We start from the raw sequence: 17,428 nt of genomic DNA on the forward strand, positions 1-17,428 counted from the left end.
CCCGTCATGAACCAGCAACTCGCGGGCTACGCCCCGACCCCCGTCACGGCCCGTATGGAGAACCACGGCCGCACGATGCTCAAGGTCGCCATGGCCACCGGCCAGGACCTCTACGCCCGTACCGGCTCGATGGTCGCGTACGAGGGCTTCATCCAGTACGAACCCAACCCGCCGGCCGTCCGTCAGATCGCCTCCCAGTGGATCACCGGCGAGGGTGCGCCGATCATGAAGTGCTCCGGCGACGGACTGCTCTACCTCGCCGACTACGGCGCCGATGTGGTCGTCATCAACCTCAACAACGACTCCCTCTCGGTCAACGGCACCAACGTCCTCGCCTTCGACGGCCATCTCACCTGGGGCGTGGAGCGGGTCAAGGGCCTCGCCAAGTTCGCCGGTCAGGGCCTGTGGAACGTCTGCATCTCGGGCACCGGCTGGGTCGCCATCACCTCGCGCGGCACCCCGATCGTCGTCGACTGCGGACGCGGCGAGGACGAGACCTACGTCGACCCGGACGCCCTCGTGGCGTGGTCCCCGAACCTCAAGGTGAAGGGCAAGCGCAGCTTCAAGGCCTCCTCGCTCATCGGGCGGGGCAGCGGCGAGGCGTACCAGATGGCTTTCTCCGGTCAGGGCATCGTCGTCGTACAGCCGAGCGAGGACAGTACCGACCGCCTGCGGATCCGGGACTGAGGGGGAGGGAGAACACACCATGCAGAGTCCGCTTTTCAGTTACACGGAACAGCAGTCCCAGGACCGGTACACCGTCCAGAACCCGCAGCTCCTGCGGGTCTCGCTGACCGGCCACGACGACGTCCTCGCCCGCAAGGGCGCCATGGTCGCCTACCAGGGACTGATGGAGTTCGACGGCGAGTACCAGTCGCACGGGCAGCGTCGCGCCCGCGCGAGTACCGGCGAGGGCCTGGAGCTGATGCGCTGCTCCGGGCAGGGCACCGTCTACCTCGCCAACCTCGCGCAGCACATCCACGTCGTGGACGTCGACCGCGACGGCATCACGGTGGACAGCGCCTACGTCCTGGCACTCGACTCCTCGCTGCACACCGAGGTCATCGCGGTGGACAGCCAGTACGGCATCTCCGGCACCGGCAAGTACCAGCTCAACATCTCCGGCACCGGCAAGGTCGCCCTGATGACCTCGGGTCAGCCGCTGATGATGCAGGTCACGCCGGACAAGTACGTCAACGCCGACGCCGACGCGATCGTCGCCTGGTCCAGCTCGCTGCGCGTGCAGATGCAGGCCCAGACACACTCCTCGGGCGTCTGGCGGCGGCGTGGCAACACCGGCGAGGGCTGGGAGCTCAGCTTCCTCGGCCAGGGCTTCGCCCTGGTCCAGCCGAGCGAGGTGCTGCCGCCGCAGAACCACGAGATCGGCCAGGGTGTCCGGGCGCAGTACGGCATGGGCCAGCACGGTGCCCACGGTCAGAACCAGAACAACGCCTGGAACTGAGCCGCCGCGCACCCGTACCACACCGGTAAGGGGCGGCCTCCCTGGAGACCGCCCCTTACCCGTGCCGCATGTCGTGCCTACTGGCGCTGCTCCAGCGCGGCGCGGGCACGCGTCATCAGGCGTACGACCGATGTGTCGGCCACCGACGCGACCTCGTCGTACGCGAACCAACGCAGGTCCAGCGACTCGTCACTGATCTGCTCCGTCGCGCCCGACGGCGCCAGCGCCGCGTACTGCACGTCCAGGTGCCAGTGACAGGGCGCGGGGATCCGGTGGCGGTCCAGCTTCACCGGTCCGCCCGCGAGCAGGGTCAGGCCTCTGATGCCGGACTCCTCGGTGGCCTCCCGCAGGGCCGCGGCGGCCGGCGTCGTGTCCTGCGGTTCGCAGTGGCCGCCCATCTGCAGCCACATCTGCAGCTTGCGGTGCAGGGTGAGCAGAACCCGGCCCCGATCCGGATCGATGACCAGTGCGCTGGCCGTCAGGTGTCCGGCTTCGCAGGCCTTCCACATGCCGTCGGAATGCTGAGCCAGGTGATCCAGATAGACCTGGCGCAGTTCCTCCTGGGCCGGGTCCACCGGGTTCTCGTACCCCTTCAGTACGAGAACGGCTTCGTCGTACAGGCTCACTGGTCGGTGTCGCCCTTGCCGTCGCCCTCGCTCTTTCGGTCGTCCGTTCCTCCGGAGCCCGACTCGCTCGTGCCGCCCGCTGCGGCCTCGGGCTTCTGCGGACCCTTCGCGGCCTCGCCGAGCATCTTGTCCAGCTCGGAGAAGTCCAGCTGCTCGTGGTGCACAAAGCCGTCCGGATCGTCCAGGTCCTGGGCGGTCGGCAGCATGTCGGGATGCTCCCACAGGGCGTCGCGGCCGTCGAGACCGCGGGCGTCCGTGAGCGACGCCCACAGGCGCGAGGCGTCACGCAGCCGCCGCGGACGCAGCTGGAGGCCGATGAGTGTGGCGAACGTCTGCTCGGCCGGCCCGCCGGAGGCGCGGCGCCTGCGCATGGTCTCGCGCAGCGCGTCAGCCGAGGTCAGACGGGACTTCGCGGCCTCGTGCACCACGGCGTCCACCCAGCCCTCGACCAGTGCGAGCGCCGTCTCCAGCCTGGCAAGGGCGGCCTTCTGCTCCGGGGTGTCCTCCGGCTGGAACATGCCCTGCTGAAGTGCGTCCTGCAGCTGCTCGGGCTGCGACGGGTCGAACTGGCCGACCACGTCCTCCAGCTTGCTGGTGTCGACCTTGATGCCGCGCGCATACCCTTCGACGGCGCCGAACAGATGCGAGCGCAGCCACGGAACATGGGCGAAGAGCCGCTGGTGGGCGGCCTCGCGCAGGGCGAGATAGAGCCGCACCTCCTCCTGCGGCACGCTCAGGTCCTTGCCGAACATCTCGACGTTCAGCGGAAGGAGCGCGGCCTTGCCCGCCGGGCCGAGCGGCAGCCCGATATCGGTCGAGCCGACCACCTCGCCCGCCAGCACACCGACCGCCTGGCCGATCTGCTGGCCGAACATCGCGCCGCCCATCGACCGCATCATGCCGATCAGCGGGCCCGCCATCGCCTGCATCTCCTCGGGCAGCACGTCACCCATGGCCAGACCGACGCGCTCGGCCACCGGGTCGACCAGCTTCTGCCAGGCGGGGAGGGACGCCTCGACCCACTCCGCACGGCTCCACGCCACGGTCGAGACCGAACCGGAGGGCAGCGACGTCACCCCGTCCAGCCAGAGATCGGCCAGCCGCAGCGCCTCGTCGACCGCGGACCGCTCGGACGGGCCGACGCTCACGTCCTTGGTGCCGTCCGGCGTGCCCTGCGAGACCGTCTGGCGGGCGATCTGCTTGGCCATGTCCCAGTTCACGGGACCGCCCTCGTAGCTCAGCATCTGGCCGAGCTGCTGGAAGGCCGCCCCGAGGTCGTTGGGGTTCATCGTGCCGAACATCGCCGCGAACGGGTTGTCCCCGCCCGCGCCGGGCCCGAAGCCGAACGGGTTCGCCGGCCCGCCCGAACCCTGCCCACCTCCGGTGGGGTCCTTCTTCTTGCCCTCGTCGCCGTTTTCCGGCTCCTCCGGCGGAAGGCCGAATCCGAATGGGGTGTCACTCACGGGTTTCCTCGGCTCGTAGGGCCGCCGGCTCGAACCGACGGCGACTGCCCGACATCACCATCCAGCGTAGACACCATAAGTCCGCTTGGGGCCTCAGTGCTCCGCCTGCTCCCGGCCTGCGGCAGGATGGACGCCACCTGGTACGTACGCGTCATTCGGGTACGTACTGAAGACAACCGCTGGAGACGCCCGGTGAGTTCCCCAGATCCTCAGGTTCGCGCAGCGCGAAACCTGTCCGACCCCTCGACCGAGAACAAGTCCGCAAAAAACCGCTCCAGGAGCCGTGGCCCCGTCGTCGCGGTCACCGGAGCCGCGGGGGGCGTCGGTGAGCTGCTCACCGCGCGCCTCGCGGCGTCCGAGGAGATCAAGCAGGTCATTGCCATCGATGAACGCCGCGGAGAGGTCTCCGAGGCGACCTGGCACATCCTCGACGTCCGGGACCCCGCCATCGCGGAGAAGCTGCGCGGCGCGGATGTCGTCGTGCACCTGGCACTCGATCTCGACCTGGAGACCGACCCTGCGGCCCGCACCGCCTACAACGTGCGCGGTACCCAGACCGTGCTGACGGCAGCCGCGGCCGTGGGGGTCCACCGGGTCGTCCTGTGCACCTCGGCCATGGTCTACGGGGCGCTGCCCGACAACGACATCCCGCTCGCCGAGGACGCCGAGCTGCGCGCCACGGCCGAGGCCACCGGCGTCGGCGACCTCCTGGAGATCGAGCGGCTCGGCCGACGCGCGCCCCGCGCCCACCCCGGACTCAACGTGACCGTGGTCCGGCCGACCGTCCTGGTCGGCGGTACGGACACCGCGCTGACCCGCTACTTCGAGTCGCCGCGCCTCCTGGTCGTCGCCGGATCGCGCCCCACCTGGCAGTTCTGCCATGTCGAGGACCTGGTCACGGCCCTGGAGTTCGCCGCGCTGGAGAAGATCGACGGCGAGTTCGCGGTCGGCTGCGACGGCTGGCTGGAACAGGAGGAGGTCGAGGAGCTCAGCGGCGTCCGCCGGATGGAGCTGCCCTCCGCCGTGGCCCTCGGCGCCGCCGCCCGGCTGCACCGGATCGGCCTCACCCCGTCCCCGGCGGGCGATCTCGCGTACACGATGCACCCCTGGGTGGTCAGCGTGAGCCGGCTGCACGACGCGGGCTGGCGCCCGGGCTGGACCAACGAGGAGGTGCTCGCGGCGCTCCTCGAAGAGGTGGAAGGCCGGCACACCGTCGCCGGACGCCGCCTCGGCCGCAAGGACGCGACCGCGGCAGGCGCCGCCGGTGCGACCGTGGCGCTGCTCGGCACGGCCGCCCTGGTCCGCCGGGCCCGCAAGGCCCGCCGCCGCATCTAGGGCCTTTCGTGTGGATCATGCCGGGCTCGCGTGCCCCGGCACCGCGCCGCGCCGCGTTGTCGTCGGTCTTCCCCAGCTCTCGGCTCCGCTCGACCAGGGGGAGACCCCATCGGGCTCCTTCCTCCGCCTTGCGATGCACGGCACCACGGTGACATCAGCCGCTCCGCGGCGGACCGCTCCCTGATCCGGCCTGATCCGAACGAAAGACCCTGAGGTCCCGGCAGACCGCGGACGTCCGCGGACCGCGGGACGTCTGTAGGAGACTCCAAGGCCAGGGTCGGTCCGCCGGTGGAAAACGCTATTCCACGATGTCGGTGCCGTACGGCACCATGGGCCCATGGCTCCCACCCACGACCACCCCGGCGAGCGGGCGGCAACCGACCCCGTCCGGCTGCTGGCGATTCGAGAGACGCCGCTGTCGGTCGACGAGATCTTCCGGGCCGTCGGGGACGACGCCGCGGGCGGCACGGCGCTCTTCGTCGGCACGGTGCGCAACCACGACGGCGGTCAGGACGTCGGTGCGCTCGGGTACTCCTGCCACCCCTCGGCGCAGGACGAATTGCGGCGGGTGGCCGAGAAGGTCGCCGCGGACTTCCCGGTCCGGGCACTGGCCGCCGTCCACCGTGTGGGTGATCTCCGAGTGGGCGACCTCGCCGTCGTCGTCGCCGTCTCCTGCCCGCACCGTGCGGAGGCGTTCGAGGCGTGCCGCAAGCTCATCGACGACCTCAAGCACGAGGTTCCGATCTGGAAGCACCAGCGGTTTTCGGACGGCACCGAGGAGTGGGTCGGCGCCTGCTGAGTGCAAGCCGATCGGGTGGTCGTCCGCCCCGATTTGCGTAACCGCACCCCTGCCGTGAGCGTTGGTCCTGCAGATGGTTAATCTGCTGATCGGTCAGTTGCGGTCGCTCACGGGGTAGGGAGGTCGTAATGGCAGCACTTGCCTGGTTGTTGATTCCGCTTTTCGCTGCGTTCGGCGCTGCGATATGGGGAAGCTGGGCCACCCGTAATCGTACGGCCGGTGATGTTTCAGAACTCGCCGGGTATGCCCGGTTCCGTGAGGCGATGGAGAAGTCGCACTCCGGTTCCGACGTCCTCTGACTTTTCAGCCTTTTCAGCGAACGTACGCAGTCGCCAATCCGCCTCGTGGCGCCGACTGCCGGCGCCCTCCGGCACGGCGCCATCCCCCATTCCCCGCCCCGTCCGGACCGGCCCCGACGGTGCACTGACAGACCCTTCCCGTACTGTCGTTCCATGCCACGCCGCACCGCGACGATGCTCGCCTCCACCCTCATCCTCATCGCGCTGCTCTGCGCAGGCGTGCTGATCAAAGTGCCGTATTCGGAGATGTCTCCCGGGCCGACGGTGAACACCCTCGGCAAGATCGACGGCGAGCCGGTCCTGCAGATTTCCGGGCACAAGACGTACCCGACGTCCGGCAACCTCAACATGACGACGGTCAGGGTCACCGGTGCCGACTACAACATGAACCTCGTCGAGGCCGTGTACGGCTGGCTGGCCCACGACAGCGTGGTGGTACCGCACGACACCCTGTACCCCGGCGGCAAGACCGAGCAGCAGTCGACGCAGGAGAACGCCGAGGAGTTCAGTCAGTCCCAGGAGAGCGCCAAGGTCGCCGCCCTGACCGAGCTGGGCATCCCGGTGTCGTCACGCGTCGTGGTCTCCACGGTCATCAAGGGCAGCCCCGCCCAGGGCGAGCTGCACGCCGGCGATGTGATCAAGCAGGTCGACGGCACGGCGGTGGAGCAGCCCGGGGACGTCGCGAAGCTCGTCACCCGCCACAAGCCCGGCGAGGACGTCACTTTCACGATCATCCCGGCGAAGACGGCACAGGAGGCCGAGAAGGCCGGCAAGGAGCCCGAGGGCACCCGGAAGATCGTCATCACCACCGCGAAGGCCCCCAAGGAGAACCGCGCGATCGTCGGTATCCAGGCCGGGACGGACCACACGTTCCCGTTCCGGATCGACATCAAGCTCGCCGATGTCGGCGGCCCGAGCGCCGGCCTCATGTTCTCCCTGGGCATCATCGACAAGCTGACGCCCACCGACCTCACCGGCGGGAAGTTCGTCGCGGGCACCGGCACGATCGACGACAAGGGCAAGGTCGGCCCGATCGGCGGCATCAACATGAAGCTGGTCGGCGCGCGTGACGCGGGCGCCAGGTACTTCCTGACACCGGACGAGAATTGCAGGGCCGCCGCCTCCGACACCCCGAGCGGACTCACGCTGGTGAAGGTGAAGACGATCGACGACGCGAAGAAGTCGCTGGAGAAGATCAAGGCAGGGGACACGGCCGGCCTGCCGAGCTGCTCGGCGGGCTGACCACGCCCTTCAGGTCCTGTCCGGCCGATCAAGGCCGGACAGGACCTCGGCGGTGACGCGGTGGGGTCAGGCCTCGAAGGTCGCGGCCAGTGCGTCGGCCAGTCCGGGCACCAGGCCGGCGCCGGTCCGCACCTCGCTCGGGGAGTCTTTCTCGCGAAGCCGTACGGCTGCCTCGCGCGTACCGTCCCTGAGGGCGGCCACCGTCATCCGCACCTCCTGGCGCTCCGGGTGCTTGGCGACCCACTTGGTCAGCTGGGCATCGCTGAGTCCCTCCGGTACGGAGGCCTCGGCGGACGGCGGCAGCATCAGCCGCTCCACCGTCATCGCGCATCCGACCACCGAGTCGGGCCAGGCGATCGTGGCGAGGAATTCGTCCAGGGCGGTGCCCGGCGGAAGCTCCTCCTGCTCGATGGGGGTGAGTGAGGTGGTCGGGGAGTCGGTGCTGTCGAGACCGAGCTGGGCGGCGAGGCCGGGCTCCTGGGTCCGCAGCCGGGCTGTGTCGACGAGAGCGAAGAGCCGGGCCGGCTGGTCCCAGCCGAGACCGGAGATGTACTCGTCGATTTCGAGTACGGCGACGGTGAGGGGGCTCGCGGCCATCGGGGGGCCTGAGGGGGAAACGTTGGGCATGGCCAACATCCTGCCTCCTTCCGCCCCGGGAGCGGGAACTAGGTAAAGCCTCAGTAAGTTGGATAGGTGGGCTCTACGATCGCTGGGCCCGCTTCACACGACCCGCGAACTTCGAGGTGCGCACGTTGGCTTTCCAGATGCCGGACCGCGGCGGAGGCCCGACCGGGCCACGGATCAGAGTCGGCCGCCCGTCCCGGCGCGCCCGTACCCTGCTCATGACACTTGGCGTCCTGGCGGTTCTCGCCATGGCGTTCGTCATGTTCGCCGGGTTCTGGACGGACTGGCTCTGGTACCGGTCGGTCGCCTATTCGTCCGTCTTCACCACCACCCTGTGGACCAAGATCGGGCTGTTCCTCGTCTTCGGACTGCTGATGGCGATCGCCGTCGGTCTGAACATCTGGCTCGCGCACCGGCTCCGGCCGCCGCTGAGCGCGATGTCCCTGGAACAGCAGAGCCTGGACCGCTACCGGATGAGCCTGGCCCCGTACAAGAAGTGGGTGCTGCTCGCGATCACCGCGCTCGTCGGACTGATCGCCGGAGCGTCCGCCTCCGGTCAGTGGCGTACCTGGCTGATGTATGTGAACGGCGTGGCGTTCCACCAGAAGGACCCCCAGTTCCATCTGGACGTCTCCTTCTACGCCTTCGACCTGCCCTGGTACCGCTTCCTGCTGGGCTTCGGCTTCGCGGCCACGGTGCTCTCGCTGGTTGCCGCCGCGCTGACCCACTATCTCTACGGCGGGCTCCGCATCACCAGCCCCGGCGCGCGGGCGACCGGCGCGGCCACCGGCCATCTGTCGGTGCTGCTCGGCGTCTTCGTCTCGCTGAAGGCCGTGGCGTACTGGCTCGACCGATACGGCCTGGCCGTGAAGTCCAGTGACTTCAAGGCCACGGACAACTGGACGGGCCTGCGGTACGTCGACGCCAACGCCTACCTTCCGGCGAAGACCATCCTGTTCTGCATCGCCGCGATCTGCGCCGTGCTCTTCTTCGCGACGCTCTGGCGCCGCACCTGGCAGCTCCCGATGATCGGCTTCGGTCTGATGGTGCTCTCGGCGATCCTGATCGGCGGGCTGTACCCGGCGATCGTGCAGAAGTTCCAGGTCCAGCCGAACGAGCAGGCCAAGGAAGCCCCGTTCATCCGGAAGAACATCGAAGCGACGCGTGACGCGTACGACATCGACAACGCTCAGGTCGACGACTACTCGGGCAAGAGCACGACGAACGACGACGCCAAGCTGCGCGCGAGCGCGGATACCGCCGCCAGTTACCGGGTGATGGACCCCAACGTCGTCTCCCCGGCCTTCCAGCAGCTCCAGCAGAAGAGGAACTACTACCAGTTCCCCAAGACGCTGGACGTGGACCGCTACAAGGACGCCGCCGGCAAGGACCAGGACACGGTCATCGGTCTGCGCGAGCTCAACCTCGACGGCATCCCCAAGCGCAACTGGATCAACGACCACTTCACCTACACCCACGGCTACGGCGCCATCGCGGCCAAGGGCACGACGACCGGCAAGAACCCGAAGGGTTCACCGGACTTCACCGAGTCCGGTCTGCCGACCTCGGGTGAGCTCGGCAAGTACGAGCAGCAGATCTACTACGGCGAGAAGACCGAGCAGTACTCCATCGTCGGCGGGCCCCAGAAGGAGCTCGACTACGAGGAGGACGGTGAGAAGACCACCAGCTACCAGGGCGACAGCGGGGTCAGTCTCTCCAACGCCTTCAACCGCGCCGCGTACGCGGTGGCGTTCAGCGAGCCGCAGATCCTCTACTCGGGGGCCATCGGCGACGGTTCGCGGATTCTCTACAACCGCACGCCCAAGGAGCGCGTCGAGGCGGTCGCCCCGTGGCTGACCATCGACGGCGACGCCTACCCGGCCGTGGTGAACGGCCGCATCCAGTGGGTCGTCGACGCGTACACCACCACCAACGGCTACCCGTACGCCTCGCGTACGACGCTCGGTGACACCACGGCCGACTCACTGACCACCAACCAGCGTGCGGTCGTCGCCCAGCAGAACCAGGTCAACTACATCCGCAACTCGGTGAAGGCCACCGTCGACGCGTACGACGGCAAGGTCAAGCTCTACGAGTGGGACACCGAGGACCCGGTCCTCAAGACCTGGCGCAAGGCGTTCCCGGGGACCGTCCAGCCCAAGGCGGACATCCCGCAGGAGCTCAGGGAACATCTGCGCTACCCGCAGGACCTGTTCAAGGTGCAGCGCGAGCTGCTCACCCGCTACCACGTCACCAACCCCGCCCAGTTCTACAGCGGCAGTGACGCGTGGCAGGTCCCGGACGACCCGACCAACAAGGAGTCCGGTGCCGTCCCGCCGTACTACCTGAGCATAAAGATGCCGGACCAATCGGCCCAGAAGTTCTCGCTGACGACGACGTTCACCCCGAAGGGGCGGCCCGACCTCGGGGCGTTCATGGCGGTGGACGCCGACGCGGCCAGTAAGGACTACGGCACGATAAGGCTGTTGAGAGTCACCACCACGGTGAAGGGCCCCGGCCAGGTACAGAGCGAGCTCAACGGCAACGACGACGTCGCCGAGTTCGTGAGAAACCTCAAGGGAACCGACTCCGACATCGAGTACGGCAACCTGCTGACGGTGCCCCTCGAAGGGGGCTTCCTCTACATCGAGCCGGTGTACACGCGCGGTGGCACGCAGAACTACCCGCTGCTGCGCAAGGTCGCCGCCTCGTACGGGTCGAAGACCGTCTTCGAGAACAGCCTCGGGGAAGCGCTCAATGCGGTCTTCGGGGTGACGGGCCCCGGCACCACCCAGCCGCCCACGGAGACCACCCGGCCACCGGGCGAGACGACGCAGCCGCCGGCCACTGGTGACGCGGCGCTGAAGAAGGCGATCGCGGACGCGCAGAAGGCCTATGCGGAAGGCGAGGCAGCCCTGAAGAAGCAGGACTGGAGCGCCTACGGCAAGGCCCAGGCGGATCTGCAGGACGCCCTGCAGCGTGCGGCGGCTGCCCAGCCCAAGTCGGGCAGTGAGAGCAGCGCCGGCGGAGCGAACAGCGCGAGTAATGCGAACAGTTCGCACGTTTCGGACAAAGCGTCCGAAGTTGGTAGTGGTGGCTGAGTGACTCGGTAAAGGCTCACCCTCGCACCGTGGTACGGTTTGAACACAACGGCGCGGGGTGGAGCAGCTCGGTAGCTCGCTGGGCTCATAACCCAGAGGTCGCAGGTTCAAATCCTGTCCCCGCTACTGAAAGACGAAGGCCCGGATCCTTTCGAGGATCCGGGCCTTCGTCGTGTCGCGGCGACATTCTTGTGCGGTGTGTGTGAAGGGCGGTTCGTGGGGCGCGAGTTGGGCCCGGACGTGTTTGACTTATCTCTCTGTGGGCATGTCGACAAAACGCTGAAGTGACCTCACTGGCCGCGATATACCAGGTGTACGCGGGTTACAGGTGGTGCGACGATGGTATTTATGGGGGACAGGGCAACTCTGTTGGAGACAGGGCGGTTTGTGCAGCACCGCGCTCATCGGCCGGATAGCGTGATGAATGCGGCTTTTGGTGTAGCCGCCGCGGAGAACGACGAGACCGCTGAGAACACTGGGGCCTCCGGGAACACTGAGACTTCTGGGATCATTGGGACGACCGAGACCGCCGAGACTGCGGGGTGTGCCGCGACCGTCGAGAGCGCAGAGAACACGGAGAGCACGGCGAGCGCCGGGGCCATGGAGGCTGCGGAAGGTTCCGGGCCCCAGGAGACCCGGGAGAGCCCGGAGAGCGCCGAGAGCGAGGCGCGCCACCGTCGCGCGGCCGACGCCGGGGACACCACGTCGATGAGCGTCCTCGGGGCCCTGCTGCTGCGCCGCGGTGATCTGGACGGCGCCGAGCCCTATCTGCGGGCGGCCACCGCCGACGGGGACCGGGCCGCGGCCAACAACCTCGGCGTCCTCCTCCACCAGCGCGGTTACGTCGACGACGCGGCCGGCTGGTGGCGTATCGCGGCCGTCGCGGGCTCCGCCGCTGCCGCACACGCCCTCGGTCGCCACTACCGGGAGCGCGGCGACGAGCCCGGTGCCGAGTACTGGCTGCGGCAGTCCGCCGAGCAGGGCCACGCGCTGGGCGCGTACGCCCTCGCGGACCTGCTGGAACACCGCAGCGACGTCGGTGCCGAGCGCTGGCTGCGCGCCGCCGCCGAGCAGGGACACCGGGAGGCCGCGTACCGCCTCGCGCGCATGCTGGACCGCAACGCCGCCGACGACCCGCACGACGCCTTCGGCCGCCCGGGGCTGGGCCCCGGCCTCGGCTCCGGGGCAGGCACGTGCGCCGCCGATCGTCCGGGTGTCGCCGGCCGCTCCGCGGCGCGCAGGGACGACGGCCCCGTGGCAGGTCCGGCGACCGGGCGCGTGGGCGAGGCCGAACAGTGGTACCGGCAGGCCGCGGCGCGCGGCCACCGGCGTGCCGCCCTGCACCTCGGCGCCATCCTCGAGCGGCGCGGCGAGCCCAGGGAGGCCGGCCGCTGGTACCTCATCTCCGCGAAGGCGGGCGAGGCACGGGCCGCCTGCGCGCTCGGCTTTCTGCTCCGTGACGCGGGCGACGAGGAGAGCGCTGCCGTGTGGTGGCTGCGCGCCGCCCAGGACGGCGACGGGAACGCCGCCAATGCCCTGGGTGCCCTGCACGCCGCCCGTGGCGAGCAGCAGACCGCCGAGCGCTGGTACCGCGCCGCCATGGACGCGGGTGACGTCAACGGCGCCTACAACCTGGGGCTGCTCTGTGCGGCGCAGGACCGTACGCCGCAGGCCGAGCAGTGGTACCGCCGCGCCGCGTACGCGGGCCACCGCGAGGCCGCCAACGCGCTGGCCGTACTCCTGCTCCAGGCGGGCGACGCGACCGGCGCCGAGCCCTGGTTCTCCAAGGCCGCCGAGGCGGGCAGCGTGGATGCGGCCTTCAACCTCGGCATCCTGCATGCCGGACGCGACGAGGACCGTGCGGCACTGGTCTGGTACGAGCGCGCCGCGGCGGCAGGCCACACCGAGGCCGCCCTCCAGGTGGGCATGGCCCTGCTGCACCGCGGCGAGGAGCAGGAGGCCGAGCGTCATCTGCGCTGCGCGGCGGGCGGCGGCAGCGCCGAGGCGGCCTTCCGGCTGGCCGGGGTGCTGGACTCGCGGCAGCCACCGCCCGGCCCTCCCGCGCTCGGCGAGCCGATGCCGGAGAAGACCGAGTGCGAGGAGTGGTACGAGCGGGCCGCCGAACAGGGACACCGCCGTGCCCAGGTGCGGGTCGGCATGCTCGCGGCGGCCCGTGGCGACGTGGACAGCGCGGCCCGCTGGTACCGCGAGGCCGCCGAGTCGGGCAGCCGCAACGGCGCTTTCAACCTCGGGCTGCTGCTCGCCCGAGAGGGCAGCGAGCGCGAGGCCGCGCTGTGGTGGAGCCGCGCCGCCCGCGACGGGCATGGCCGGGCCGCCCTGCGCCTGGCTCTGCTGGCCGCCCGCCGTGGCGAGCTCGCCGAGGGGCAGCGCTGGTGCGCGCGGGCGGTCGAGTTGGGCCCGGCAGAGGTCGCCGAGCGCGCCGCCCGGCTGCGCGAAGCGCTGCACCAGGAGCTCACCGCGTAAGGCCGAGCGATCGAGGCTGCGCGAGGCCGAGCGGCAAGGCCGGGTGACTCGGGCCGGTGCGGCCAGGTGGGTGAGCAGTGGGGCTCGGCGCGGGGCGGGGAGGCGGTCCGGCGCTTCCATGACGCCCCGTGCCGGACTGCCTCCCCGCCCCGCGCCGGAACTGATTTGCGCTGGTCCGGAGCGGTGACGTACTGTGGGGATCACAACGACGCGGGGTGGAGCAGCTCGGTAGCTCGCTGGGCTCATAACCCAGAGGTCGCAGGTTCAAATCCTGTCCCCGCTACTGAACGCAGAAGGCCGGATCCTCCAGAGGATCCGGCCTTCTGCGTATGCCCGTGCATGCCAGTCAGCGCGAGTGGCCCACCGCCTCCGTGTACATCGCCCGGTCCACGGCCTTCGCCTCCGGCACCGGGGCGCCTTTCGAGACACCCGCGTCCGCGTACGCCTGCTGCAGCCGGTCCGTCGTGCCCTTCCGAATCTCCCAGTCCATCCGCATCGACGGGGTCGACCGCAGCGTGGCCTCGTCGGTCTTCATCAGCTTCGCCAGTTCGGCGACGAACGCGGGGTCGGCCTTGTACGCGTCGGCGAAGTAGGTGTTCACCGTCCGGATGTAGGCGCGGAGGAAGGCGACGCCGGCGTCCGGGTCCTTGTTCAGCAGCGTCGGTCCGAAGAGCAGGCCGCCGAGCGGTTCGCCGAGCGGCTGGCCGCCCAGGAACGCGTACCTCTTGTCGCCGTCCACCTTGCGCCAGACCGGGTCGAGCAGCCAGGCGGAGTCCACGCCGCCGTTCTCCAGCGCGGTCAGCACGTCCGCGGAGCCGAGCTGTTGGAAGCCGATCTTGTCGAGGCCACCGCCGTGCGTCTTCAGGGAGGTGTCCATCGGGTAGGCGATGACCGAGCCCTTGCCGATCATCGTGCCCATCTTCCGGCCCGCCATATCGACGTGATCGGCGCTCTCGCCGTCCTTGAGACGCACCCACAGGCCGCTCTTGGAGGTGGGGTCGGGCGAGAAGTTCCCGGCCACCCACCTGATGTCGAAACCGCCGTTGATGCCGTTCATCACGGCCGCCTCGGGAGCCGCCCACTGGGCGTCCACATCGCCTTTGGCGAGCAGCGGCAGGGCGTCCGGGGTGGGCAGCACCTTCAGCTCGACGTCCAGCCCTTCCTTGGCGAACTCGCCCTTCGCCACCGCGACCTGGAGCGGAGCGACGTACTCCGCGCTCAGGGTGCCGGTGGCGACGGTGATCTTCCGCTTCTTCGCCAGGGGCCGGGCCGCCGGGGCCCCCTTGTCACAGCGGGCCGGTTTCCGGTCGGGGGCGAGGTCGGCAGGGTCGCTCCAGCTGCCGGCGCCGCAGCCCGCGACGGGTGTGACGGTGCGCGGCGCGGCAGCGGCGCCGTCGTCGGCGGAGTCCTTTCCGGCGCAACCTGCCGTGCCGAGCAAGGAAACCGTGATGAGTGCGACGGTGCAGGTCAAGGGGGTACGTGTACGCACAGTGCCTCCGTACGAAGAACGTGGGGTGAGCTGTTCAGGACTGGCCGCGGCCGCGGTCGCGCGGGGCCCACGGGGTGAGCAGCCGCCCGGCGATCCGCACCACTTCGGAGAAGACGACACCGAGGACCGCCACGCACACGATGCCGACGAACATCACGTCGTTCTGGAACAGCGCCCGGGAGTCGAAGATCAGATGGCCCAGCCCGTCGGCCGCCGCGATCTGTTCGGAGGCGACGATGACCAGTACGGCCACCCCCGCCGCGATCCGCGCCCCGACCAGGACCGCGGGCAGCGACGCGGGCAGCAGCACGTGCCGGAACATCTGCCAGGGCGAGGCGCCGAAGACCTGACCGGCGTCACGGTGGCCGACCGGGACGGCCAGCACGGCCGCCATGGTGGAGATCCAGACGAAGAAGAAGACGGTCGCGGCGACCAGAGCGATCTGCGGCCCCTCGCCGAGGCCGAACATATTGAGGAAGACCGGCAGCAGGGCCAGCTTCGGTACGACGTACAGGGCGTCGAGCAACGGCTCCAGCGCCGCCCGTACGAGGGAGAGCGAGCCCATCAGCAGCCCGAGCGCGTATCCCGCGACGGTGCCGATCGCATAGCCGCCGAGGACTCGCTTGAGCGTGGCCCACACATCCGGCCACAGTTCACCGGCGCCCGCCCGGTCCCAGCCGTCCGCCAGAATGGTCGAGGGGGCGGGGTAGACCCGTTCGTCGATCCAGGACTGTGCCGCGGCCAGCTGCCAGAGCAGCACGAGCAGCAGCGGTACGGCGACGGCGAGCGTGATCTCCAGGGCGCGGCGCCTGCGGTGGGTGCGCACCGGATGCAGCTCCTGCGGGCCCGGCCTGCGGATCAGCACCCCGTCGTCGGGTTTCGTGGCGTGCACGGTGGTGCTCATGCCGGAACCGCCTCCCTCCGCACCTCGCCGCGCAGCAGTTCCCACAACTCGCTCTTCAGCGCGGTGAACTCGGGCGCCGACCGGACCTCGCCGGTGCGTGGCCGGCCGAACGGCGGGCGGCGCTCGGCGATGATCCGCCCCGGTCTGGCGGACATCATCAGCACCCGGTCCCCGAGCACGATCGCCTCCTCGAGGCTGTGGGTGATGAAGAGGGTGGTGGTACGGGTGGTCTGGGTGAGGTCGAGCAGCTCGTCCTGGAGGATCGTGCGCAGCTGCGCGTCGAGCGCCGCGAACGGCTCGTCCATCAGCAGCATCTCGGGTTCGACGGCGAGGGCGCGGGCGATCGCGACCCGTTGCCGCATTCCGCCGGAGAGGGCGGCCGGATACGCCCCGGCGAAATCGGAGAGCCCCATCCGGGCCAGCCAGTCGCGTGCCCTGGCATCGGCCTCCTTGCGCGGTACGCGTTGGATGTCGAGGCCGAACCGGACGTTGGCCAGCACGGTCTTCCAGTCGTAGATCCCGTAGTCCTGGAAGATCATCGCCGCCGGGCGGGGCGATGCCGTACGGATGGACAGCTCGCCGGAGCTGGGGCGGAGCAGTCCGGCGGCGATCCTGAGCAGCGTGGACTTGCCGCAGCCGGAGGGGCCGACGAGGCAGGTGAACTCGCCCGGTGCCACGGAAAGATCGACGGGGCCGAGGGCGGGCAGGGCCTTCGCGCCGCGCCCGAAGGAGCGGGTGAGCGCGTCGGCGCGGAGTTTGGGACGGGTGGCCGAGGCGGGCGCCGGGACCGGAGCCGGAGCCCGGCCAGGGGTCGGGGCCGGCGCTGTGGGTGGGGTCGGGTGCGGATCTCCCACGGGTCTCTCCTCGCGCGTATCGAGGTGCGGATCCGCCGCGGGGCGGACGTGATCGCCGCCGACGATATGACGACCCATCAGATTCGGGAAGGGGGTGCGCGCGTGGTGGGCTCGGGGGCGGGTGTCACCCCCCGTGGCTGTTCATGCGAAAGGCCCCGGTGCGCGTGATGCTCGCACCGAGGCCTTCCGTGGCAGAACTCAGCTCGTCGCGGCGCAGTTCGGGCAGATGCCGCGGTAGGTCACCTCGACATTGGAGACCGTGAATCCGAACCGCTCGTCGCTCGGCAGATCCGCCAGCGGGTCGCCGGCCGGGTGTACGTCGCGGATGGTGCCGCAGCGCGCGCAGACGAGGTGGTGGTGGGGACGGTGCGCGTTCGGGTCGTACCGCTTGGCCCGGCGATCCGTGGAGACCTCTATGACCTCACCGAGCGTCACCATCTCACCCAGGGTGTTGTAGACCGTGGCGCGGGAGATCTCGGGCAGCTTGGCAACGGCGCGGGCATGGACCTCGTCCGCCGTCAGGTGCACGTGGTCCCCGTCGAGGACCTCGGCCACGACGCGCCGCTGGGCGGTCATGCGCCAGCCGCGTCCGCGAAGTCGTTCCAGCAGGTCACTCATAAGCACAAGCCTAACAGTGGGGGGACCAGGTCCCGAACCGATGTGACTTTGGATGTTCGCTTGACTTGGACAATGTCCATTGTAGGATCGGGAGCGGCGCAGGCCAAGGGACAGGCTGTGCAGGACAT

Annotated in this window: 15 protein-coding genes and 2 tRNA genes; 10 read left to right on the top strand and 7 right to left on the bottom strand. The window is 69.8% G+C overall.

From position 1 onward, the window contains the following. The first annotated feature begins 6 nt into the window (after positions 1–6). Together ACFVV1_RS02140 and ACFVV1_RS02145 are read left to right on the top strand one after the other, a co-directional pair. Positions 7–687, top strand: a complete 681-nt coding sequence (locus ACFVV1_RS02140) for an AIM24 family protein (protein WP_389983081.1) — start codon at positions 7–9, stop codon at positions 685–687. A 19-nt stretch (positions 688–706) separates the two neighbouring features. Beyond that, positions 707–1,462: an AIM24 family protein gene (locus tag ACFVV1_RS02145; RefSeq protein WP_389983083.1), complete on the top strand. Its 756-nt coding sequence runs from the start codon at positions 707–709 to the stop codon at positions 1,460–1,462. Between the two features lie 77 nt (positions 1,463–1,539). Here ACFVV1_RS02145 and ACFVV1_RS02150 read toward each other — a convergent pair whose 3' ends face one another. Both ACFVV1_RS02150 and ACFVV1_RS02155 read right to left on the bottom strand, forming a co-directional pair. Further along, complete coding sequence (locus tag ACFVV1_RS02150) at positions 1,540–2,088, bottom strand: NUDIX hydrolase (protein ID WP_389983085.1); 549 nt, start codon at positions 2,086–2,088, stop codon at positions 1,540–1,542. Beyond that, positions 2,085–3,551, bottom strand: a complete 1,467-nt coding sequence (locus tag ACFVV1_RS02155) for a zinc-dependent metalloprotease (RefSeq protein ID WP_389983088.1) — start codon at positions 3,549–3,551, stop codon at positions 2,085–2,087. The genes ACFVV1_RS02150 and ACFVV1_RS02155 overlap by 4 nt, the downstream gene beginning before the upstream one ends. Positions 3,552–3,743: 192 nt before the next feature. Between ACFVV1_RS02155 and ACFVV1_RS02160 the strand changes: the two genes are divergently transcribed. The 4 genes from ACFVV1_RS02160 to ACFVV1_RS02175 all read left to right on the top strand — a co-directional run bounded on the left by ACFVV1_RS02160 (position 3,744) and on the right by ACFVV1_RS02175 (position 7,226). Beyond that, complete coding sequence (locus ACFVV1_RS02160; protein WP_389983091.1) at positions 3,744–4,886, top strand: SDR family oxidoreductase; 1,143 nt, start codon at positions 3,744–3,746, stop codon at positions 4,884–4,886. A gap of 337 nt (positions 4,887–5,223) precedes the next feature. After that, complete coding sequence (locus ACFVV1_RS02165) at positions 5,224–5,685, top strand: molybdenum cofactor biosynthesis protein MoaE (RefSeq protein WP_389983094.1); 462 nt, start codon at positions 5,224–5,226, stop codon at positions 5,683–5,685. Positions 5,686–5,813: 128 nt separating this feature from the next. Continuing rightward, a complete protein-coding gene (locus tag ACFVV1_RS02170) occupies positions 5,814–5,984 on the top strand; it encodes a hypothetical protein (protein ID WP_389983097.1) in 171 nt (56 codons plus the stop codon). A gap of 153 nt (positions 5,985–6,137) precedes the next feature. Beyond that, positions 6,138–7,226 carry a PDZ domain-containing protein gene (locus ACFVV1_RS02175; protein ID WP_389983100.1) on the top strand — a complete coding sequence of 363 codons (1,089 nt, stop codon included), beginning with the start codon at positions 6,138–6,140 and terminating at the stop codon, positions 7,224–7,226. A 66-nt stretch (positions 7,227–7,292) separates the two neighbouring features. Here ACFVV1_RS02175 and ACFVV1_RS02180 read toward each other — a convergent pair whose 3' ends face one another. After that, positions 7,293–7,862 carry a PPA1309 family protein gene (locus ACFVV1_RS02180; RefSeq protein WP_389983103.1) on the bottom strand — a complete coding sequence of 190 codons (570 nt, stop codon included), beginning with the start codon at positions 7,860–7,862 and terminating at the stop codon, positions 7,293–7,295. 128 nt (positions 7,863–7,990) lie between these two features. On the opposite strand from ACFVV1_RS02180, the gene ACFVV1_RS02185 reads away from it, so the two are divergent. The 4 genes from ACFVV1_RS02185 (at position 7,991) to ACFVV1_RS02200 (ending at position 13,718) form a co-directional block, all read left to right on the top strand. Then, entirely contained in the window at positions 7,991–10,951 is a 2,961-nt protein-coding gene (locus tag ACFVV1_RS02185; RefSeq protein ID WP_389983906.1) for a UPF0182 family protein, read from the top strand. A gap of 52 nt (positions 10,952–11,003) precedes the next feature. Beyond that, positions 11,004–11,077: transfer RNA gene (locus ACFVV1_RS02190), tRNA-Met, on the top strand. A 213-nt stretch (positions 11,078–11,290) separates the two neighbouring features. Continuing rightward, a complete protein-coding gene (locus ACFVV1_RS02195; RefSeq protein ID WP_389983106.1) occupies positions 11,291–13,435 on the top strand; it encodes a tetratricopeptide repeat protein in 2,145 nt (714 codons plus the stop codon). Positions 13,436–13,644: 209 nt separating this feature from the next. After that, positions 13,645–13,718, top strand: a tRNA-Met gene (locus ACFVV1_RS02200). A 63-nt stretch (positions 13,719–13,781) separates the two neighbouring features. Here ACFVV1_RS02200 and ACFVV1_RS02205 read toward each other — a convergent pair. From ACFVV1_RS02205 to ACFVV1_RS02220, 4 genes are all read right to left on the bottom strand, one after another. After that, positions 13,782–14,924: an ABC transporter substrate-binding protein gene (locus ACFVV1_RS02205; RefSeq protein WP_389983109.1), complete on the bottom strand. Its 1,143-nt coding sequence runs from the start codon at positions 14,922–14,924 to the stop codon at positions 13,782–13,784. 34 nt (positions 14,925–14,958) lie between these two features. Next, a complete protein-coding gene (locus ACFVV1_RS02210; RefSeq protein ID WP_389983112.1) occupies positions 14,959–15,828 on the bottom strand; it encodes an ABC transporter permease in 870 nt (289 codons plus the stop codon). Next, complete coding sequence (locus tag ACFVV1_RS02215) at positions 15,825–16,535, bottom strand: ABC transporter ATP-binding protein (RefSeq protein WP_389983909.1); 711 nt, start codon at positions 16,533–16,535, stop codon at positions 15,825–15,827. The genes ACFVV1_RS02210 and ACFVV1_RS02215 overlap by 4 nt, the downstream gene beginning before the upstream one ends. A gap of 345 nt (positions 16,536–16,880) precedes the next feature. Beyond that, complete coding sequence (locus tag ACFVV1_RS02220; RefSeq protein WP_266748423.1) at positions 16,881–17,300, bottom strand: Fur family transcriptional regulator; 420 nt, start codon at positions 17,298–17,300, stop codon at positions 16,881–16,883. Positions 17,301–17,428: the final 128 nt, after the last annotated feature.

Source organism: Streptomyces sp. NPDC058092 (genome assembly GCF_042884935.1).
Lineage (GTDB): Bacteria > Actinomycetota > Actinomycetes > Streptomycetales > Streptomycetaceae > Streptomyces.